The 19,995-nt window shown below is 74.2% G+C and carries 15 protein-coding genes; 6 read left to right on the top strand and 9 right to left on the bottom strand.

What is annotated here, in order from left to right; all coding sequences use genetic code 11:
• Window positions 1-40 precede the first annotated feature (40 nt).
• Window positions 41-892, bottom strand: coding sequence for a Tat pathway signal sequence domain protein (locus tag ACSMX9_RS24685; RefSeq protein WP_445397063.1), 852 nt, complete (start codon window positions 890-892; stop codon window positions 41-43).
• A gap of 193 nt (window positions 893-1,085) precedes the next feature.
• Here ACSMX9_RS24685 and glgX point away from each other — a divergent pair, with 193 nt between their 5' ends.
• The 3 genes from glgX to ACSMX9_RS24670 all read left to right on the top strand — a co-directional run bounded on the left by glgX (window position 1,086) and on the right by ACSMX9_RS24670 (window position 7,106).
• Entirely contained in the window at window positions 1,086-3,236 is a 2,151-nt protein-coding gene (gene glgX / locus ACSMX9_RS24680; protein WP_445397061.1) for a glycogen debranching protein GlgX, read from the top strand.
• A gap of 63 nt (window positions 3,237-3,299) precedes the next feature.
• The gene (gene treY / locus ACSMX9_RS24675) at window positions 3,300-5,714 is read left to right on the top strand and encodes a malto-oligosyltrehalose synthase (protein WP_445397059.1); all 2,415 of its coding nucleotides are present in this window, start codon (window positions 3,300-3,302) and stop codon (window positions 5,712-5,714) included.
• A gap of 147 nt (window positions 5,715-5,861) precedes the next feature.
• Complete coding sequence (locus tag ACSMX9_RS24670) at window positions 5,862-7,106, top strand: M14 family zinc carboxypeptidase (RefSeq protein ID WP_445397057.1); 1,245 nt, start codon at window positions 5,862-5,864, stop codon at window positions 7,104-7,106.
• A gap of 13 nt (window positions 7,107-7,119) precedes the next feature.
• Here the strand turns inward: ACSMX9_RS24670 and ACSMX9_RS24665 are convergent, their stop codons facing one another.
• A complete protein-coding gene (locus ACSMX9_RS24665; RefSeq protein WP_445403089.1) occupies window positions 7,120-7,650 on the bottom strand; it encodes an FHA domain-containing protein in 531 nt (176 codons plus the stop codon).
• 325 nt (window positions 7,651-7,975) lie between these two features.
• Here ACSMX9_RS24665 and treZ point away from each other — a divergent pair, with 325 nt between their 5' ends.
• Complete coding sequence (gene treZ / locus ACSMX9_RS24660; RefSeq protein ID WP_445397055.1) at window positions 7,976-9,721, top strand: malto-oligosyltrehalose trehalohydrolase; 1,746 nt, start codon at window positions 7,976-7,978, stop codon at window positions 9,719-9,721.
• A gap of 54 nt (window positions 9,722-9,775) precedes the next feature.
• Here treZ and ACSMX9_RS24655 read toward each other — a convergent pair whose 3' ends face one another.
• The 7 genes from ACSMX9_RS24655 to ACSMX9_RS24625 form a co-directional block, all read right to left on the bottom strand.
• Complete coding sequence (locus ACSMX9_RS24655) at window positions 9,776-10,813, bottom strand: aminoglycoside phosphotransferase family protein (protein WP_445397053.1); 1,038 nt, start codon at window positions 10,811-10,813, stop codon at window positions 9,776-9,778.
• A gap of 32 nt (window positions 10,814-10,845) precedes the next feature.
• A complete protein-coding gene (locus ACSMX9_RS24650) occupies window positions 10,846-11,970 on the bottom strand; it encodes a M24 family metallopeptidase (RefSeq protein ID WP_445397051.1) in 1,125 nt (374 codons plus the stop codon).
• Window positions 11,971-12,119: 149 nt separating this feature from the next.
• Window positions 12,120-14,348: a terpene synthase family protein gene (locus ACSMX9_RS24645; RefSeq protein ID WP_445397049.1), complete on the bottom strand. Its 2,229-nt coding sequence runs from the start codon at window positions 14,346-14,348 to the stop codon at window positions 12,120-12,122.
• Between the two features lie 185 nt (window positions 14,349-14,533).
• Window positions 14,534-14,953 carry a peptide-methionine (R)-S-oxide reductase MsrB gene (gene msrB, locus ACSMX9_RS24640; protein ID WP_445397047.1) on the bottom strand — a complete coding sequence of 140 codons (420 nt, stop codon included), beginning with the start codon at window positions 14,951-14,953 and terminating at the stop codon, window positions 14,534-14,536.
• A 44-nt stretch (window positions 14,954-14,997) separates the two neighbouring features.
• Complete coding sequence (murC, locus tag ACSMX9_RS24635; protein WP_445397045.1) at window positions 14,998-16,380, bottom strand: UDP-N-acetylmuramate--L-alanine ligase; 1,383 nt, start codon at window positions 16,378-16,380, stop codon at window positions 14,998-15,000.
• A 126-nt stretch (window positions 16,381-16,506) separates the two neighbouring features.
• On the bottom strand, window positions 16,507-16,962 hold the full coding sequence (locus ACSMX9_RS24630; RefSeq protein ID WP_366113281.1) for an indole-3-glycerol phosphate synthase: 456 nt from the start codon (window positions 16,960-16,962) through the stop codon (window positions 16,507-16,509).
• 136 nt (window positions 16,963-17,098) lie between these two features.
• On the bottom strand, window positions 17,099-17,932 hold the full coding sequence (locus tag ACSMX9_RS24625) for a pyrimidine reductase family protein (RefSeq protein ID WP_445397043.1): 834 nt from the start codon (window positions 17,930-17,932) through the stop codon (window positions 17,099-17,101).
• Window positions 17,933-17,969: 37 nt separating this feature from the next.
• On the opposite strand from ACSMX9_RS24625, the gene zapE reads away from it, so the two are divergent.
• Both zapE and ACSMX9_RS24615 read left to right on the top strand, forming a co-directional pair.
• A complete protein-coding gene (gene zapE, locus ACSMX9_RS24620; protein WP_445397041.1) occupies window positions 17,970-19,067 on the top strand; it encodes a cell division protein ZapE in 1,098 nt (365 codons plus the stop codon).
• A 366-nt stretch (window positions 19,068-19,433) separates the two neighbouring features.
• Window positions 19,434-19,931 carry a hypothetical protein gene (locus ACSMX9_RS24615; protein WP_445397039.1) on the top strand — a complete coding sequence of 166 codons (498 nt, stop codon included), beginning with the start codon at window positions 19,434-19,436 and terminating at the stop codon, window positions 19,929-19,931.
• The last annotated feature ends 64 nt before the right edge of the window (window positions 19,932-19,995 follow it).

Below are 19,995 nucleotides of genomic sequence, written 5' to 3'. Positions count from 1 at the left end.
GAAAGGAACTCCTCGTCGGGAGGGAAGACGGTGAAGGGGCTCAGCCCAGGCGGCCGACGGTGCGGGCGCTCAGGTCGACCACGCTCTTGCGGGTGTCGAACCAGGGCCCGTCCTTGACCTTGAAGACCACGCTGACGCAACGGTTCTTCCCGCAGTCCTTCAGGACCCCGGGGATCTTCAGGGTGGTCTGCTTGCTGAAGACGAACCCGCTGAGCTCGGCCTGACCGGGATCGGTCAGCTCCTTGCCCGTGGCGTGCCGGAAGTCCTGCTTGAGGTCCTTGCCGAGCGGATGGGCGATCAGCAGCCGGGCGGCCTCGGCCAGTTCCCCGGCGCTGGCAGGTGGCTGGGCGCCGACCCGGGTGACGGTGTCGACCACCTTCCCCGAGGTGAGGTCCACCGTCTTGGTGACGGCGGCCTCCTTGCCGTAGTCGTAGAACACGACCTCGGCCATGCGCTTGCCCTGCTGGGCGGCCGACGCGTTCGGGTCGGGCTCCTGGAGGCTGGTGTAGAGGTGCTCCGGCCCCTTCTTCCCCGCCACGTCGCGGGCGGACCGCTGGAGGTCGTCCCCGGTGGCGAGCTGCTGCGCCCGGTCCAACTCGTCGTCGGTCAGCGGGTCGCTGCCGATCCCCTTCTCCCCCTCGACGGGTGCCGGCAGGACGTCGGCGGGCGGCGGTGCCTCCGCGCTCCCCGAACCCTGCGCGCCGCCCCCGTCGTCCCCACTGCTCCGGGCGCCGTTCGCGGTGGTGTCCCCGTCGCTCGCGCCCGGCGTTCCGTTCTGGCTCTGTCCCTGGGCGGGCCGGTCGGCCTTCCCCTCGTCCGCGCCGGCCATCCCGGGAAGGGTCACGGCCACCATCGCGGCCGTCCCGGCCACGGCGATCGCTCCGCCCGCCACGACCTTCCCTATGTGGCGTCTCACCAGTTGACGCACTGCTTCCCCCAACTCCCCCCTGCACGAATACCGTCATCGGTCTGGATGCGGTCACCCGGTAGGACGGACCGACGTCCTAGGAGGTTGCCTCTGTTTCCGGAAGACTCTGCACCCGACGGCCCCCCGGACGAAGGGGCCCGGAAGGGAAGAACTCCCCATGCAGGTCTGGCCCGGACAGGCGTATCCCCTGGGTGCCGCGTACGACGGCGCCGGAACCAATTTCGCGGTCTTCTCCGAAGCGGCGCACCGGATCGAGCTGTGCCTGCTGCACGACGACGGCTCCGAGTCGAGGGTGGAGCTGCGGGAGACGGACGCCTTCGTGCGGCACGCCTACCTGCCGGGGGTGATGCCGGGTCAGCGCTACGGGTTCCGGGTGCACGGCCCGTACGCACCCGAACGGGGGATGCGCTGCAATCCGGCGAAACTGCTGCTCGACCCGTACGCGCGCGCCATGAGCGGGTCCGTCGCCTGGGGCGAGGAGGTCTACGGCTACCGCTTCGGGGCCCCCGAACGGCGCAACGACCTGGACTCCGGGTCCCGCACCATGGCCTCGGTGGTGGTCAACCCGTACTTCGACTGGGGGGACGACCGCCCGCCGCGCACCGACTACCACCGGACCGTCATCTACGAGGCCCACGTCAAGGGCCTGACCATGACCCATCCGGCGCTGCCGGACGAACTGCGCGGCACCTACGCGGCGCTGGCCCACCCCGCCATCCTCGAACACCTGACCGAACTCGGGGTGACCGCCCTGGAGTTGATGCCGGTGCACCAGTTCGTCCACGACCACCGGCTGGTGGACCTCGGACTCCGCAACTACTGGGGCTACAACACCATCGGCTTCTTCGCCCCGCACAACGCCTACGCCTCCTGGGGGGACCGGGGCCAACAGGTGCCGGAGTTCAAGTCGGCGGTGCGGGCGCTGCACCGGGCCGGGATCGAGGTGATCCTCGACGTGGTCTACAACCACACGGCGGAGGGCAACCACCTGGGTCCCACGCTGTCCTTCCGCGGCCTGGACAACGCCTCCTACTACCGGCTCGCCGAGAACCGGCGCCACTACACCGACACCACCGGCACCGGGAACTCGCTGCTGATGCGCTCCCCGCACGTGCTGCAACTCGTCATGGACTCGCTGCGCTACTGGGTGACCGAGATGCACGTGGACGGCTTCCGCTTCGACCTCGCGGCGACCCTGGCCCGGCAGTTCCACGAGGTGGACCGGCTCTCCTCGTTCTTCGACCTGGTGCAGCAGGACCCGGTGGTCTCCCAGGCGAAGCTGATCGCCGAACCCTGGGACCTGGGGGAGGGCGGCTACCAGGTCGGCAAGTTCCCCCCGTTGTGGACGGAGTGGAACGGCATGTACCGGGACACCGTGCGCGACCTGTGGCGGGGGGAGCCCCGCCGGCTCGCGGAGTTCGCCTCCCGGCTGACCGGCTCCTCCGACCTCTACCAGGACGACGGCCGCCGACCCCTGGCCTCCATCAACTTCGTGACCTGCCACGACGGTTTCACCCTGCACGACCTGGTCTCCTACAACGAGAAGCACAACGAGGCCAACGGCGAGGACAACCGCGACGGCGAGGAGCACAACCGGTCGTGGAACTGCGGGGCGGAGGGCGAGACCGACGATCCGCGGGTACGGGAGCTGCGGGAACGGCAGATGCGCAACTTCGTCGCCACCCTGCTGCTGTCCCAGGGGGTGCCGATGCTCAGCCACGGCGACGAGTTCGGCCGCACCCAGCGGGGCAACAACAACGCCTACTGCCAGGACGGCGAACTGTCCTGGGTGCGGTGGCCGCAGCGCCCGGACGGCCCCGAGGAGCCCGACGACCCCGAGGACGAGCTCGCCGCCCGCCGGCTCGCCTTCACCCGGTCGCTGGTGTGGCTCCGCCGCGACCACCCGGTGTTCCGGCGGCGGCGGTTCTTCCGGGGACGCCCGGCGCAGGACGCCCCGGACGCCCTGTCCGACCTGGTCTGGTTCACCCCGGAGGGTGAACTGATGCGGCAGCGGGACTGGAGCGCGGCACTGGCCCGCGCCCTGAGCGTGTTCCTGAACGGCGACGCCATCTCCGAACCGGGCCCCCGCGGGGAACGCATCGTCGACGACTCCTTCCTCCTGATGGTCAACGCCTCCCCCGAGCCCCTGGTGTTCACCGTCCCCACCGGCCACGGTCCGCACTGGCGGGTGGTGGTCGACACCGCGCTCCCGCACGGCGTGCCCCCGCAGGGCGGCGCCCGGACGGCCGCCGGGGACCGGATCACCCTGGTGGACCGCAGCCTGACGGTGCTGCAACGGCTCACCTGACCGGCGGCACCCGTCCGCCCGTCCCCCGATCGGGAACCGCGGCCGCGCGGGTACCCACGCCCCATGACGTCCCGTCCCGCCCCCGTCGGCGAGCCCCGGCCCCCGGCCCCGCCCACCGCCACCTACCGTCTCCAGCTCCAACCCTCCTTCCCGTTCGCCGCCGCGGCGGCCGCGGTGCCCCACCTCGCCGCGCTCGGCGTCTCCCACCTGCACCTCTCCCCCCTCCTGGAGGCCGTCCCCGGCTCCACCCACGGCTACGACACCGTCGACCACTCCCGGGTGCGCGAGGAGTTGGGCGGCGAGGACGGACTGCGGTCGCTGGCGCACACCGCCCGCCGACACGGGCTCGGGCTGGTCGCGGACGTCGTGCCCAACCACATGGCGGCACTCCCCCGGTGGAACCGGGCCCTGTGGGACACCCTGCGCGACGGCCCGGCCTCCCCCTACGCCGGCTGGTTCGACATCGACTGGGCGGAACACGGCGGCCGGGTCCTCCTGCCGGTGCTCGCCCGCCCGGTCGGGGCCGAACTGGACGCCCTGCGGGTCGACGGGGAGGGGCTGCACTACGGGGAGCACCTGCTCCCGCTCCGCCCGGGCACCGAGGGCTTGCCGCCGGACCGCCTGCTCGACGCCCAGTGGTACCGGCTCGGCTGGTGGCGGCTGGCCCGCACCGAGCTGAACTACCGTCGCTTCTTCACCGTCTCCGAACTGATCGCCCTGCGGGTCGAGGACCCGGAGGTGTTCCGCGCCACCCACGCCAAACTCCTCGCTCTGGTGCGCGAGGGCGTGCTGGAGGGACTGCGGGTCGACCACCCCGACGGACTCGCCGACCCCGGCGCCTACCTGCGGCGGCTGCACCGGGCGACCGGCGGGCGCTGGACGGTGGTCGAGAAGATCCTCACCCCCGGGGAGCGCCTCCCCGCGTCCTGGCCGGTCGCGGGAACCACCGGGTACGACGCCCTGCGGGTGGTGGACGGCCTGTTCACCGATCCGCGGGGGGCCGAGGAACTCCTGGACCGCTACCGGGCGTTCGCGGCGCCGGCCGCCGACCGGGGCGGCGACTGGGCGGCCACCGTCCGCCGTGCCGCCCGCCGGGTGGTCACCCGGGACCTCGCGGCCGAGGTGGCCCGGCTCACCCGGCTGTGCCACCGGCTGTGCTCCGCCGACCCCGCCCTGCGGGACCACGCGCCCTGGGCCCTCGCCACCGCGCTCCGCGAACTCCTGGTGCACCTGCGGGTGTACCGCCCCTACGCGGCCGAGGACGTGCCCCGGCTGCTGCCCGAGGAGGTGGTGGCGCGGGCCGGGGAGGCGTTCGCGGTGCCCGAGGAGGCGACGGCCGTGCGGACCGTGCGGGACCTGCTCTGCGGGGCCCACGGCACCGGGCCCGGGCACGAGGAGTTCCGGGCCCGGTTCGCGCAGACCGCGGCGGCGGTGCACGCCAAGTCGGTCGAGGACACCGCCTTCTACCGGTTCGCCCCGCTGCTGTCGGCCACCGAGGTGGGCGGCGCCCCGGACGCGCCCGCGCTGGACCCCGGGGCCTTCCACGCGCACTGCGCCCGCGTCCAACGCGACTGGCCGCTCACCTCGACGGTGCTGTCCACCCACGACACCAAGCGCAGCGCGGACGTCCGGGCCCGGCTCGCCGCCCTCACCGAACGCCCCGGGCCGTGGGCGGACCTGGTCGACGCCCTCGCGCGGGAGCCCGGCCCCGCGGCCCCCGATCCGCAGGTGGCCTGGGTGGCCTGGCAGTCGGCGGTCGGGCTCGGGCCCGCCGCCGGCGAGCGGCTCTCCGGCGCCCTGCTGAAGCACGTGCGGGAGGCGGGGCTGCGCACCTCGTGGACGGAGCCGGACCCGGAGTACGAACAGGCCGTCGTCGACTTCGCAGCGGCCGGACCCGGCAGCGAACACCCCCCGAGGGTCAAGGAGTTCGTTGCCGGGCTGGCACCGCTGGCGCGGGCCAACACGCTCGGCGCGACGCTGCTGCACCTGACGATGCCCGGGGTGCCCGACCTCTATCAGGGCACCGAGACGGAGTACCTGGCGCTGGTCGATCCCGACAACCGTCGGCCGGTCCGCTTCTCCCACCCCGCACCACCGGCCCCCGACGCTCCGGTGGCCGGCCCGGAACCGTCCGCCGAGAAACGGGCGTTGACCACGGTCGCCCTCCACCTGCGGCGCCGGCACCCGGAAGCCTTCGGTGCGGACGCCTCGTACGCCCCGCTGCACGCAGCGGGGAGCGCGGCCGGGCACTGGGTCGGCTACCTGCGCCGCGGGGGCGGCCAGCAGGTGCTGGCGGGCGTCACCCGGCTCTCCGGCCGGCTCGCGACCGCCGGCGGCTGGGGCGACACCCGGGTGACGCTCCCGGACGGCACCTGGCGTGACCTGCTGGTGCCCGGCCGGGAGCACACCGGCACGGTCGCGGTGGCCACGTTGCTGTCCGCACTGCCGGTCACCCTGCTGCACCGGGCGTCCCCCTGAGGCCGCCCCGCCGCCCAGCGGCCGAGCCCCCTGCGCACAACCGCGTATCCCCGGGTGCGTGAATCAGCCGGTGACCTGCGTCTCCTCCTTGACAGACGAGTACGGGCATGGAGTACTGCGCATGCGTCGGCAAGCGGACGCAGGGGGGTGGGTCAGCTGACGGAACAGCGCTATCCCACGGTCGCCGACCTGGTGTCGACGGCGCGGTGGGCAACGGAACGGTGGCCGTCGACGGCTGCCCTGCGACGGATCGGCACCTCCCGCGGGGGCCGCCCGATCCACCTGCTGTCCGTGGGGCACGCCCGGCGGGCGGTCCTCGTGGTGGCCGGCGCCCACGCCAACGAACCCGCCGGCGGGGCGACCGTCCGACACCTGGTTCAACGCACCGTCGAAGACCGGGAGTTACGCGCCGACACCTCCTGGCACTTCGTGCTGTGCGCCGACCCCGACGGCGCGGCGCTGCACGACGCCCCCGCCCCGCGCACCCTGGTGGAGTACCACCGCGGGTTCTTCCGGCCGGCCGGACCCGAACAGCCCGAGTGGGCGCCCTCGCTGGTGCCGCCCGGACGCACGCCCCCGGAGACCCGGGCGCTGGAGTCGGCCATCGACCGGGTCCGCCCCTACCTCCAGGTGTCGCTGCACAGCACCGAACTGGGCGGCAGTTGGGTGCAGCTCACCCGGGACGTCCCCGGTCTCGCGGAGCCCTTCGCCAAGTCCGCCGCCGAACTGCACGTCCCGCTGGAGGCCGACCCGGTGGACGCGACGGGCTGGCCGGCGGCCGGGCCCGGCGTCCACGTGATGCCCGCGGCGGGCCCCACCGTGGCGTTCCCCAGCATGCCGGACGAGGCCCGGGTCAGCACCTGGCACCACGTCCACCGCTACGGGGGGCTGACGGCCGTCGTCGAAGTGCCCATGTGGGCCAGTGACGTCGTGGGGGACTGCACCCCCCACCCGGCCCCCGGACGGGAGTTGCGCGCCCTGGCCGAGCGGCTGCGCGCGGACGCCCGGGTGGTGGCCGCCTTCTTCGAGGAGACGGCGGACCGGCTGCCGCCGGTGGACGACGCCCTGCTGCGGGCCGCCCGCTGGGCACTGGCCCTCGCCCCGCAACTCGCCGACGACTGGTCCCGGCCGCAACCGGACGCCACCACGGCGTACCTCCGCAGCGTCGAGGCCTTCGGCCGGCGCCTGCCGCTGCGGGCCGCCGCCATGCTGCTGCGGGTGCTGGAGGACCGGGGCGACCCGGCCGTGCCCCGACTGGAACGGGTGGTGGCCCGGTGGTGCGACGCCTTCGCGGAGCGGTTCCGGGCGCGCTGGGTGCCGGTGGAGCACCAGGTGGAGCACCAGGCGCGCACGGTGCTCGCCGCGGCCGGTCGGGCCCGCCCGGGGCGCTGAGGTCCGGACGGGTTCAGCCCGAGGTGAGTTGGTACACCAGGTGGCCGAAGCCGACCTGGTCCCCGTCCCGGACCACGGCGGACCCGACGACCCGTCGGCCGTTCACCGTGGTCCCGTTGGTCGAGCCCAGGTCGCGCAGCACCCACAGCCCGCTCTGGTGGACCAGTTCCGCGTGCACCCGGGACACCGTCTCGTGGTTGAGGCGCAGCCCGTTGCCGGGGTCCCGGCCTATTCGCAGCGGCTGACCGTCCCGGTGCCCGGGGAGGAGCAGTTTGGGCAGCCGCTCGCCCCGCCACGCCCGGCGCAGGCGCTCGGTGAACCCGGACACCGCCGACACCCCGCCGAACACGGCACGGGACCAGCGCCGCTCGGAACGCAGGTCGTCGGTGAGGGCGGCGAGCTCCCCGGCGTGCCGGGCGACCAGCGCGAGTTCCATCCGCCGCAGATAGGTGTCCTGGGAGAGCCGTCCCTGGGCGACCCCCTCGCGCAGGGCGGTCAGCGCCCGGTCCCGCTCGACGTCGGAGACCCGCTCAGGGCGCAACACGGCCTCGCCGAACTCCCCGGCCGCGGCCGGCCCGGGGGGCGCGGCGGGGGGCGGGGGAACGGCCGGCAGGGAGGGCCCGGAGGAATCGGAGGACGGCGTCACGGGCCGATTGTCGACCAGTGCGCCCCGGGGTGTCCACACGGCGACGGGCCGACGCCGACCAGCACGGGAGCGGGGTGCGCCCGGGGGCGATGCCGGGGCCGACCGGCGGTGCGCCGGCCCCCGGGCGGCTCCTTGCCCCACCATGGGCGACGGGCCGTCACCGACCGGCCCGGGAACCGAGGACCCCTGTGCGTTCAGGGCTCGACGAGGAGGAGCACCGTCCGTGCTGTTCGAGGTGTGGGCACCCGAGGCCGAAGAGGTCGTCCTCCACTGCGGTGGCGCCGAGCGCGCCCTGGTCCGCGATCCGCACCGCACGGGCTGGTGGAGCGGCGAGGCCGAAGCCGTCGACGGCACCCGGTACGGCTTCCGGCTGGACGGCGGACCGGTGCTGCCCGACCCGCGGTCCCGCCGTCAGCCGGACGGTCCCGACGGGCCCAGCGCGGTCGTCGACCAGGGCGCGCACCCGTGGTACGCGCCGTGGCGGGGCCGGGGGCTGCCCGGTGCCGTCCTGTACGAGCTGCACATCGGCACGTTCACCCGGGAGGGCACCTTCGACGCGGCGGGGGACCGGCTGGAGCGCTTGGCGGACCTCGGCGTCACCCATGTGGAGGTGATGCCGGTCTGCCCGTTCCCCGGCCGGCACGGCTGGGGCTACGACGGGGTGGCCCCGTGGGCGGTCCACGAACCGTACGGGGGGCCGGCGGGGCTGAAGCGGTTCGTCGACCGGGCCCACGCCTTCGGCCTGGGCGTCGTCCTGGACGTGGTGCACAACCACCTGGGCCCGGCGGGCAACCACCTGCCCTCGTTCGGCCCGTACTTCACCGACGCCCACCACACGCCGTGGGGCGCCGCGGTGAACCTGGACGCGCCCGGCTCCGACGAGGTGCGGGCCTACTTCGTCGGCAGTGCGCTGGCCTGGCTGCGGGACTACCGGCTGGACGGGCTGCGGCTGGACGCCGTGCACGCCCTGCGCGACACCCGTGCCCACTCCTTCCTGGAGGAGTTGTCCACCGCGGTCGACGCCCTGGCCGAAGAGGTGGGCCGACCGCTGTTCCTGATCGCCGAGTCGGACCTCAACGACCCCCGGATCATCACGCCCCGGACCGAGCACGGCCTCGGGATCGACGCCCAGTGGAACGACGACTTCCACCACGCGCTGCACACGGCGCTGACCGGGGAGTCCGCGGGCTACTACGCCGACTTCGCGGCGGCCCCGTTCGGAGCCCTCGCCAAGACCCTGACCGGCGGCTACTTCCACGACGGCACCCGTTCCTCACTGCGGGGCCGCCGGCACGGCCGCCCGCTGGACCGGGCCCGGGTCTCCGCGCACCGGCTGGTGGGGTACGCGCAGAACCACGACCAGGTGGGCAACCGGGCGGCCGGGGACCGGCTCTCGGCGACGCTGTCGCCGGGGTTGCTGGCGTGCGCGGCGACGCTGGTGCTCACCGGGCCCTTCACCCCGATGCTGTTCATGGGTGAGGAGTGGGGGGCCACCACCCCCTGGCAGTACTTCACCGACCACCCGGACCCCACGCTCGCCGAGGCGGTGCGCACCGGCCGGCGCCGGGAGTTCGCGGCCCAGGGCGGGTCCGCCGACGAGGTGCCCGACCCGCAGGACCCGGCGACCCGGGAGCGTTCCTGCCTCGACTGGCGGGAGTCCGACCGCGAGCCCGGCGCACGGCTGCGCGCCTGGTACCGGGAGCTGATCGCGCTGCGGCGCGCCCAACCCGACCTCACCGACACGGATCTGACGGCGGTCCGGGTGATGTGCGACGAGACGGCCCGCTGGATCGCGTTCCGGCGCGGCGACGTGCGGGTGGTCGTCAACGCGGGCCCGGACGCCGTCGTCGTTCCCTTCGGCCGTCGCCCGGCCCGGGTGCTCGCGGCCTGGGAGCCGGTCTCGCCGCCCGGGCCGGAGGGCCTGCTGACGGTGGACGGGGAGTCCTGTGCGGTGCTGCTCCAGGAGTAGGAGCGGGTGGGGGACGGCCCGGCGCCGGGCCGTCCCCCACCCGCGTCGAGTCGCTCAGTCGTCGTCGCTGAGCAGTTCCAGCAGGATGGGCTCCCACGCGCGGGCGAGCTGCCTCCTCAGCAGGGGCAGGGGGCTGTCGTCGGCGCCGTGCAGCCGGTCGGCGAGGCGTACGACGGTGTCGCAGCGGGCCAGCCACAGCCCGCGCAGGCACTCCCGGGCCCCGTAGCCGGCGAGGGTCGCCGCCCGCACCGCCGCCGGGGCCCCCACGGCGATCGCGAGTCCGCCGATGTCCTCCGCCGGGTCGCCGACCGCCGCGTCCGTCCAGTCCAGGACGCCGCAGACCCGGCCGTCGGCGGTGACCCTCAGGTGCTCGCCCTTGAGGTCGGCGTGGATCACCAGCTCACCGGCGCGCGGGGCGAGTTGGGCCATCGCACGGGGTGTCAGCCGGGTCGGTCCCGCCGCGTCGAACTCCCGGTCGGACACCAGGAGGTCGGACGCCCGGCGGGCGTCCGCCCGCAGGGCCTCCAGGGAGCGGGCCGGGGTCCGGGGCAGTCCCAGTGCGAGCGCGTCCCGCACCGGCACCTCCCGCAGGCCGCTCAGCAGCGCCGCCAGGTCCGGCTCCCCCGCGGCGGACACGGCCGCCTCCTCGCCCGACTCGCCGAGCAGTCGGTGGTCGAGGGTGTAGACGAGGGACCCGCGCCAGGTGCCGGCGGCGACGCTGGTGGGCACCGGCACGCCGACCCTTCTGCGGACCAGGTCGCGCAGCCGCAGTTCACGGCCGAGCCGTACGCTCGCCGCGCGGTCGGGGGCCAGCCGCAGGACGTGCCGGCCGCCCACCCACCAGGTGGAGAACTCGCCGCCCTCGCCCACCGGGCGCACCGGGGGGCCGGCGTCGGGGGGAGCGCCGCCGTTCGGGCCCGGCGGGTCGGGCGGACCGCCCAGCGCGAGGCGGGCCACCCGGCGTGCTTCCCGGTCGGTGGGGCGGACGGGGGGATCGCAGGACGGGGCGTCGTCCGACGCCGGCCCTTCGGCGGGGCCGGTGGGCGGGGCTGAGTCGACGCGTCTCCGGTCATCGGTGGGAGGTTTCTGCATCTCTCGATTCCAGGGCCGGTCCGTCGCGCGGATCAGTGCACGATCGCCATCTCGCGCGCGCTGTTGTTGAGTCGGCGACCGCCGTCCTCGGTGACGGTCACGATGTCCTCGATCCTGACGCCGAAACGGCCCGGAAGGTAGATGCCCGGCTCCACCGAGAAGCACATGCCGGGCACCAGGGGACGTTCCTCCCCCTCGATCATGTAGGGCGGTTCGTGGGTGGTGACCCCGATGCCGTGACCGGTGCGGTGGATGAAGAACTCGCCGTACCCGGCGTCGTCGATGACCGCACGCGCCGCCCGGTCGACCTCCTGGCAGGCCGTGCCGGGGCGGACCGCCGCGACCCCGGCCTCCTGCGCCGCCCGGACGACGTCGTGCACGGTCCGTTCGGCCGGGCTCGGCTCGCCGACGTGGACCGTCCGGGAGGTGTCGGAGCCGTAGCCGTGCATCAGGCCCCCGAAGTCCAGGACGACGGTGTCGCCCTCCTCGATGACCCGGTCGTCCGCCTCGTGGTGCGGGTCGGCGCCGTTGGGGCCGGAGCCCACCACGGTGAAGTCGACCTGCTCGTGGCCGAACCGGCGCAGCAGGTCGGCGAGGTCCCCGGCGACCTCGGTCTCCCGTCGGCCGGCGAAGGGCACCGCCTTGATCTCCTCGTACGCCGCGTCGGCGGCGGCGCCGGCAGCAGCGAGCCGGTCGAGTTCGGCCGCGTCCTTGACGGCGCGCAGCATCGGCAGGGCGGTCGTCAGGGCCGCGTAGGAGCTGCGGGGCAGGGCCCGCTGGAGCCCCAGCAGGTGCATGGCCCAGGCGTTGTCGCTGATGCCGAAGCGGCCCGCGGGGGCGAGCAGCGGCGCGACCGCGGCGTAGGGGTCCTGGCCGTCGGCCCAGTCGCGGAGGGCGAGCGCGCCGGCCCCGGCGGCCCTGCGGGCGTCCGGCGCCTCCAGGGCGGGAGCCACGAGCACGGGGTCGCGGTCGGGGGCCAGCACGAGGGCGGTGAGGCGTTCGGTCACGGCCGTGGGCCGGTAGCCGGTGAGCCAGACCAGGTCCGGCCCGGGGGCGACGACGATCCCGTCGAGTCCCGCCTCGCCGGCCGCGCGGGCGGCACGGGTCATGCGGGCGGCGTAGTCGTCCGCCGTGAACGGTGCGAAGGTGCTGGTCATCGCGGTCTCCGTCTCCTCGCCCCCGGCGGGCGCCGGGTCGCCCCGTGCGACCGCGGGGCACGCGCCCTGCCAGCATCCTGCCCGGGCGCCCGGGGCGGCGCGACCCCACCGGTTCGGCCGCCCGGCGCCCGGGCGGCCGGCCCCGCGGGTCACCGCAGGGCGACGGCCCGGGGGGCGAAGGGCAGGCCCGGTCCGGTGGGCAGCGGTCCGCGGCCCGAGCCGACCGGGGTGCGCGGGGCGGCCGGTGCCGGTGCCCGCACCGGGTGCGTGAGGTGCGCGGAGGCGTACCGCCGGCAGCCGCGGTGCCAGGTGAGGATGCCGGCGAGCCAGTTCTCCAGGTGCGTGACGTAGCCGGCGAGCGCCTCGCGCACCTCGGCGCTCAGGTCGAGGTCGTCCTGGAGGAGGGGCAGTTCGTGCGCGACGACGTGCTGGAACTGGCGCAGCCGGCCGTTCATCAGGTCGTGGACGATCGCGACGCCGGTGGGGTAGTCGCAGCCGAAGAAGTTCTGGACCACGAGGATCAGGTTGTGCACCTCGCCCTCGTACTCGATCTCCTTCTGGTAGGAGAAGACGTCGTTGAGGAGCATGGCGTAGTCCATCGCGGCGTGGTGCAGGGAGCGCATCGGTCCGCTGTCGTGGACCTCCGGCGGGATCTTCGCCCCGTGGGTGATGCGCGCCAGGCCGAGGGTGAGCTCGGAGCCGAAGGTGGCCCGTCGCATCTCCAGGTAGTCGACGGGGTCGGGGACGCGGTGCTGGGCCTGGTTCGCCAGTTCCCAGAGCCAGGAGTCCAGCATCGTGTCGACGGAGGCCCGGAACGCCGTCCGCGCCGCGGGCTCCATGCGTCTGGTGGTCCGGGACCACAGGTCGGACAGCCCGCGTTCCAGGGCGTTCGCCGGAACCACCGCGGGGTCGGCGGGCGGGGGGTCGAGGGGCATCAGCGCCTTGAGCCGCCCGGTGAGCACCCGGGCCCCGAGCAGGTCGCGGGTGCGGCCGTGCACCAGCGGGTACCAGTCGTCGCCGTAGGTTCCCCAGGCCAGCCAGGCGGCGCTGAGGTCGACGGCCTCCGGGGTGCCGTCGGGGTCGATCCCGGCGGCGCACAGGGGCAGGTCGTACCGGTGCAGGGCCGCCTCGTCCCAGATCCCCTCCCGGACCACGCCCACGTCCCGGCACCAGTCGAGGAGCCGTTCGCGGGCCGCCTCCAGGTGCGGGTTGAGTCTGGTCTCGAAGGGCAGGGCGAAGTCCGGCAGGATCGAGGGGCCCACCCGTTGGTGGGGGACGTGCGCATGGGCGCGCAGGCGGCGGGCGCCCGCCGCCACGAGCAGTTCCCCGATGCGGGCGGCCGAGGTGCCCAGGCCGGTCGGTCCGCCCAGCGGGGACGGCTCCCGGGCCGCGCCCTCGTTCATGTAGCGGCTGGAGCGCAGGTGCCACTCGTGGCCGCCCGACTGCCAGTCCTGGAGGCCCTTGACGTAGGCGCCGACCGCGGCCCACTGCACCGGGTCGAGCGCCTTCTCCACGCACAGGGCGGGCGTCTCGGTGAGCGCGGTGTGCTCGAACTGGTGCAGGCGCGAGGTGAGGAGGTCGTTGACCGTCTCGGCGGCCTCCTGGGTGGTGCAGCCGAAGAAGGTCTCCAGCACCAGGACGCCGTTGCTGAGTTCGCCCTCCTCCTCCACCTCCCGCTGGTACGAGAAGAGGTCGTTGCGCAGGTGGACGGCGTCGGAGAAGGTCTCCATCAGCACCCTCAGCGGCCGGGAGCGGGCGACCTCGGCCGGGACCTCGGCGGTGGCGTACTCGACCAGCCCGGCCGACCACGGGGCGCCGCCCACCTTGCGCCGCATCTCGATGTACTCGACGGGGTTGGCGATGCGCCCCTCGTTGATGTTCGACAGTTCCCACATGGACTCGTTGAGCAGGTGCTCGGTGCTCGCGGCGAACCGTTCCCTCCACTCCCGGGACATCGACGGCACGGTCCGGGCCCACAGGTCGGCGAGCCCCGCCTCCACCGGATTGGTCGGTTCGGGCACCGGGGCGGTGGGGTCCATCGGCATGAACAGCGGGAGGCGGTCCAGGTAGGCCCGGCCGCCCGACCGGTCCTGACTGCGCTTGAAGGTCTCCAGGAAGTGGTCGTCGAAGAAGAACACCCACACGTACCAGTCGGTGATCAGCGACAGGGCCGGCCCGTCGCAGTCGGGGTGGGTGTAGGCGCACAGCAGGGCGTAGTCGTGGGCTTCGAGGTCGGCCGCGTCCCAGATGCCGGACCCCTCCAGCATTCCCCTAGCGCGCGCCCACTCACGGGTGTGGGCGCGCGCCTCCTCCAGGTGGGGGTTCAGGCGCGCCGGGTACGGCATGTAGAACGTCGGTAGGCGAAAGGGCTGGTTCATGGCCCCGCATTACCCCGATCCGATCAACGCATCCGCACCTCATTGCATGATCACTCCATCGGGTGAAACGGCGGCAGGGCGTCCGTCGAACCCGCTCGGTCGCGGGTGAGCGCCCGGGACGACGACGGGCAGACGGGTGCGCCCCGCCGACGGGTGTCGGCGGGGCGCACGGCGGCGGGAGCGGCTCAGGCCGGGTCGTCGCCCCCGGTAGGCGTCAGCCGCAGCGAGACGCTGTTGATGCAGTAGCGCTGGTCGGTCGGGGTGGGGTACCCCTCCCCCGCGAACACGTGCCCGAGGTGGGAGCCGCAGCGACGGCACCGCACCTCGGTGCGCACCATGCCGTGGGAACGGTCCTCCACCAGTTCCACGGCGTCGCTGTCCTTCGGGTCGAAGAAGGACGGCCACCCGCAGTGGGAGGCGAACTTGGTGGCGGAGGTGAACAGCTCGGCGCCGCAGGCGCGACAGGCGTACACGCCCTCCGCGGTGGTGTCGGTGTACTCCCCGGTGAACGCGGGCTCCGTGCCCGCCCGGCGCAGGACGGCGTACTCCGCCGGCGTCAACTCCGCCCGCCACTGCTCGTCCGACTTCTCGATGTCGTACGCCATGGGTCGTCTCCTCACTTCCGTTGCCGGGCGCCTCGGATGCACCGCTACTGGGCGAGTCGGTCCAGGACCAGCGGGCCGAGGTCGGTGACGTCGCCCGCTCCCATGGTGAGAACGAGGTCGCCCGGGGCCGCCATTCCCGCGACGATCCCGGGGGCGGCGGCCTTGTCGTGCACGGCCCGCACGTCCGCGCCCGCGGCCCGGGCGGCCTCGACGACCAGGGCGCTGGTGACCCCGGGGACGGGGTCCTCGCGCGCGGGGTAGATGTCCAGCACCACGGAGGCGTCGGCGAGGGCCAGGGCCTCGCCCATCTCCTTGCCGAGTTCCCGGGTGCGGGAGAACAGGTGCGGCTGGAACAGCACCAGGATGCGGGCGTCCCCGGCGGCGCGCATGGCCTCCAGGTCGGCGGCCATCTCGGTCGGGTGGTGCGCGTAGGAGTCGATGACCTGCACCCCGGCCCGCTCCCCCTTGAGCTGGAGGCGCCGCTTGACCCCGGTGTACGCGCCCAGCGCCCGGGCCAGGTCGGCGGCGGGGATGCCGAGGGCCGCCCCGGCGGCCAGGGCGGCCACGGCGTTGTGCGCGTAGTGGCGCCCGGGCACCGAGACCCGGAAGGTCAGCTCCTCGCCGTCGAGCCGGACGGTGACCTCGCTGGCCAGGCCCTGCGCGAGGACGGACAGCACCCGGACGTCGGCGTCCTCGGCCTCGCCGTAGGTCACCACGCGGACGTCGGTCAGGCGGCGGGCGAGTTCCCGGGCGCCCTCGTTGTCCGCGGAGACGACCAGGGTGCCGCCGGGGACGATCCGGCCGGCGAAGGTCTCGAACGACTCGTGGATCTCGTCCATCGACGCGTAGTTGGCGTGGTGGTCGAGTTCGACGTTGAGGACGATGGCGACCTCGGGGGCGTACTTGTGGAAGCTGCGGTCGCTCTCGTCGGCCTCCGCCACGAAGACCTCGCCGGCGCCGTGGGCGGCGTTGGAGCCGGGTGCGTCGAGGTCGCCGCCGATGGCGTAGGACGGTTCCAGGTCCAGCGTCGTCAGGGCGACCGCCAGCATCGAGGTGGTGGTGGTCTTGCCGTGGGTGCCCGCGACGGCGAGCGGGCGCAGACCGTCCATCAGGGCGGCGAGGGCGTCGGCGCGGTGCACCACCGGGACGCCGAGGGCGGCGGCCTTGGCCAGCTCGGGGTTGTCGGGGCGGATCGCCGAGGAGACGACCACGCAGCTGGCGTCGTCGGCGAGGTGCTCGGCGGCGTGGCCGACGTGCACCGTGGCGCCGTGGGCGCGCAGCGCCTCGGCGGTCGGGGAGTCCTTGGCGTCGCTGCCGGCGACCTTGGCGCCGCGTTGGGCGAGGATCTTGGCGATGCCCGACATCCCGGCGCCGCCGATGCCGATGAAGTGCGGTCGATCCATGGCGGGGGGAAGGCCGGGTGCCATGCGTGTCTCTCCCTGTGCCGCGGCGCGCCGCGGCGTGGTCGTTTCGGTACGGACGGCCACCGCACACGACGAGGACGGTGCCCGGCGACCTCCGGGCGCACTGGCTGACGGCCCGGGGCCCCAAGCCTATGCCTTGCTGTGGGAGAACAGCTTCAGCACCGGGACGCCCACCTTGTGCCGGGCCCGCGAGGCCCAGTCCCGGTGGAAGAACTCCTCCACGTAGTGGGGGTCGGTCAGCACGATGACCTCGTCCGCGCCCACGTCGTCCACCAGGGCCTTCAACGCGTCCAGCGGGTGGTCCTCGACCAGCTTGCCCTCCGCGCGGGAGCCGGCGGCGCGCAGCGCCGCCAACGAGACCTCCAGGGCCTGCCGGGCGGGCCCCTCGGCCTCCGTCCCCTCGGGGACGTCCCCTTCCCGGGCGGCGTCCTCCAGTTCGCCCATGGCCACGTCGTCGATGGCCCGCAGCAACCGGTCCGCCTGGTCGCCGCGGGGTTGGAGCAGTACGTGGAAGACGGCTCCCTCGTCGCCGTGCAAGGTGGTGACGAACTCCACGTCGACGGACGTGAGGGCCTTCTCGATCATCAGTACGCTCGTGAACACGTCGGGCGCCCTTCTCCATCCGGTGGGCCGTCCGAGGCCCCCTGCGGAAACCATCCTGCCCCGCGTTCGCACGGGGGCTGCGGAGTAAGTCTGCCCGCAGAAGGCTAAGCGGAACAGATCATTCCGCCGAATGTCCGCCCCGGTGGTACCGGGCGAACAAGAAGCCGGCCTCCTCCAGGAGCGAGGCCAGGACGAACCGGTCCGGAACGGCCCGGGACGGCCCCTTGGTGATCCGCTGCGCCGAACCGGCGGTGAGCATCGGCGCCAGCGTCAGACAGAGTTCGTCCAGCACCCCGTCCGCGACGAACTGCCCCAACAACCGGGGTCCGCCCTCGGTCAGCAGCCGGCACAGCCCCCGATCGGCCAGGACGCGCACCGCACGGGCCGGCTCCACCGCGGCGCCCTCGCCGGCCAGGACCACCTCGACGCCGGCCGCGCGGGCGGCGGCCAGCCGCTCGGCGGGCGCGCCCGCCCCGGTCACCAGGAGGGTGGGCACCAGGGGCTCGGCGAAGAGCGGCAGCGCGAGGTCCAGGTCGAGACCGGCGCTCACCACGACGACGGCGGGGGCCGGCCCCTGCCCGGCGGCGGCCCGGCGGGCGGCGAACGCCTCGCGGGCCCGCGCCGGCCGGTAGCCCTCCCGGCGTACCGTTTCGGCGCCGACCACCACGGCATCGGCGAGCCCCCGGAGCACGCCGAAGACCCGCATGTCGGCCGCGCTGGAGAGGGACTCCGAACGGCCGTCGTGCTGGGCAGCGCCGTCCAGGGTGGAGACCATGTTGGCGCGCAGCCACACCGCGGGGCCCTTGGGGTAGGCGTAGGCGTCCGCCAGCTCGTCGAGGCTCCACTCGCCGTCCGCGGGGACGGTGCCCGCGGCCGGCCCTGCCGCCCCCGGGGCCGTCGGGCCGGACCGGGGTCCGGATGTCTGGTCGGTCACAGGGAACAGCCGTCGCATGTCGTGCAGTCTCGCACGGCGCTTAGAGTGGGGAATCGTGTCGTCCTCCACCGCCGCCGCGGGCTCCGGCCCCCTCGTCGACGCGGCCCCCTCGTCCCTCTGCACCCGCGAGCCGCAGGTGCCCGCGGAGCGCCTGGTCGCCGAGCTGGTGCCGCCGCCGCGCTTCGACGCGGTCCGCTTCGACACCTACCTGCCGGACCCGAACCAGCCGAGCCAGCGCGAGGCGGTGAAGGTGCTCGGCGACTTCGCCGCCGGGCTGGGCGGAGCGCACGCCACCGGGGCCGGCCGCCGGCGCTGGTTCGGCGGGCGGGCCAAGCCCGCCGCCCCCGCGGGGCCGCGCGGGGTCTACCTGGACGGCGGCTACGGCGTCGGCAAGACGCACCTGTTGGCCTCGCTGTGGCACGCCACCCCGGCGGCGCCCGCGCAGAAGGCCTTCGGGACCTTCGTGGAGCTGACGAACCTGGTGGGCGCCCTCGGCTTCCAGCAGACCGTCCGTACCCTCGGCGGCCACCGGCTGCTGTGCATCGACGAGTTCGAACTCGACGACCCGGGGGACACCGTCCTGGTCTCCAGTCTGCTGGGGAAGCTGGTGGACGAGGGGGTCGCGCTCGCCGCCACCTCGAACACCCTGCCGGGCAAGCTGGGCGAGGGCCGGTTCGCCGCGGCGGACTTCCTCCGCGAGATCCAGGGGCTGTCCGCGAAGTTCCGTCCGCTGCGCATCGACGGCGAGGACTACCGTCACCGCGGGCTGCCCGAGGCCCCGCCGCCGTACTCGGACGAACAGGTCGCCAAGGTCGCCTACGCCACGCCCGGCGCCTCGCTGGACGACTTCCCGCACCTCCTGGAGCACCTCGCCCGGGTGCACCCGAGCCGGTACGGAGCACTGACGGACGACCTCGCGGCGGTCTGTCTGACGGGCGTCGAGGCGGTGCCCGACCAGTCCACCGCCCTGCGACTGGTGGTGCTGGCGGACCGGCTGTACGACCGCGAGATACCGGTGGTCGCCTCCGGCGTCCCCTTCGACCGGCTGTTCGGCGAGGAGATGCTGAACGGCGGCTACCGCAAGAAGTACTTCCGGGCGATCTCCCGACTGACCGCACTGGCGCGCGACTCCCGCACCCTCGTCGGGGACTGACACCCGTACGGGCGAACGGAGTCGAACGAACCCCATCGGGAAGCCCCGGTGGGGTTTCTTCACGCCCTCCACACCCCCGCAGGGGCGCAGAGGAGCATTCGGAAGCAGCGGAGACCTCCCCACACCCCCGGAATTTCGGTCATCTTCCGCCTTCACATGATCATTTCCGGTCGATCACTCGCACGCAACGTCATCGCAACCACATAAGCAGGTCGGGCCGTTACCGTGGAGATTGCCTTGGGGAACGTGACGACCGACTTCGGACGTTGATGCCGACGGACGGTCGACCGACATCACAGCCGCTTCGGAGCACCACTCCGTCGACCCTCTGGGAGCAACGGACACGAGCAACAGGGAGGTGAACGCATGGACGACGGCATCCGGACCCGTGTGCACTCCTACGCCCTCGCCGTACTGCTGTTCGCCCTCCACCTGTTCATCCCCGCTTCGCCCTTGGCAACCGCACACGTTCCCGAGCGGGCCCTGTCCCCGCCGACCGGAACGGGCACGGGCCCGCCCGCGAGCCCCGTCGCCGCCACCACGGCCGCCCTCGGCACCCTGGCCTTCCCCTCCCTCCCGCCCCCCGCACCAGGGGAACGGACCGCCCGCGCGGCCGAGCCGGTCCCCACCCACGACCACCTGCGCCACCGCAAGCCCGTCGAAGAGCGCATCCAGGTGCTCCGGGCACGCGACCGCTACCGCTGCGAGGAACACGCTCCGCAGCAACCGCTGCTCCCGGACCCGCTCGGCGCCGTCGCCGTCGCGTGCCCCCCGCCCGCCGCGGACGGCCCCGGGACCGGTTGGCCCTCGGCCCGGCTCAGACCGGCCGAACGCACCGTGGCCCTCCAGGTCTTCCGCTGCTGAGGGCTTCCCGCAACAGCCGGCGTCACGCCGGTTCACCCGAAAGACTCAATGCCGGGGACGGAAA

The organism is Streptomyces sp. LE64, from assembly GCF_052606915.1.
The sequence above is the reverse complement of the archived record's forward strand: the minus strand, read 5'-3'. Positions and strand labels throughout refer to the sequence as shown.

What these genes read in the sequence shown, in the direction of transcription:
- glgX (WP_445397061.1), top strand. Translation starts at nt 1,086, where the DNA reads ATGCAGGTCTGGCCCGGACAGGCGTATCCCCTGGGTGCCGCGTACGAC.
- treY (WP_445397059.1), top strand. Translation starts at nt 3,300, where the DNA reads ATGACGTCCCGTCCCGCCCCCGTCGGCGAGCCCCGGCCCCCGGCCCCG.
- ACSMX9_RS24655 (WP_445397053.1), bottom strand. Translation starts at nt 10,813, where the DNA reads ATGCAGAAACCTCCCACCGATGACCGGAGACGCGTCGACTCAGCCCCG.
- ACSMX9_RS24650 (WP_445397051.1), bottom strand. Translation starts at nt 11,970, where the DNA reads ATGACCAGCACCTTCGCACCGTTCACGGCGGACGACTACGCCGCCCGC.
- ACSMX9_RS24645 (WP_445397049.1), bottom strand. Translation starts at nt 14,348, where the DNA reads ATGAACCAGCCCTTTCGCCTACCGACGTTCTACATGCCGTACCCGGCG.
- msrB (WP_445397047.1), bottom strand. Translation starts at nt 14,953, where the DNA reads ATGGCGTACGACATCGAGAAGTCGGACGAGCAGTGGCGGGCGGAGTTG.
- murC (WP_445397045.1), bottom strand. Translation starts at nt 16,380, where the DNA reads ATGGCACCCGGCCTTCCCCCCGCCATGGATCGACCGCACTTCATCGGC.
- ACSMX9_RS24630 (WP_366113281.1), bottom strand. Translation starts at nt 16,962, where the DNA reads ATGATCGAGAAGGCCCTCACGTCCGTCGACGTGGAGTTCGTCACCACC.
- ACSMX9_RS24625 (WP_445397043.1), bottom strand. Translation starts at nt 17,932, where the DNA reads ATGCGACGGCTGTTCCCTGTGACCGACCAGACATCCGGACCCCGGTCC.
- ACSMX9_RS24615 (WP_445397039.1), top strand. Translation starts at nt 19,434, where the DNA reads ATGGACGACGGCATCCGGACCCGTGTGCACTCCTACGCCCTCGCCGTA.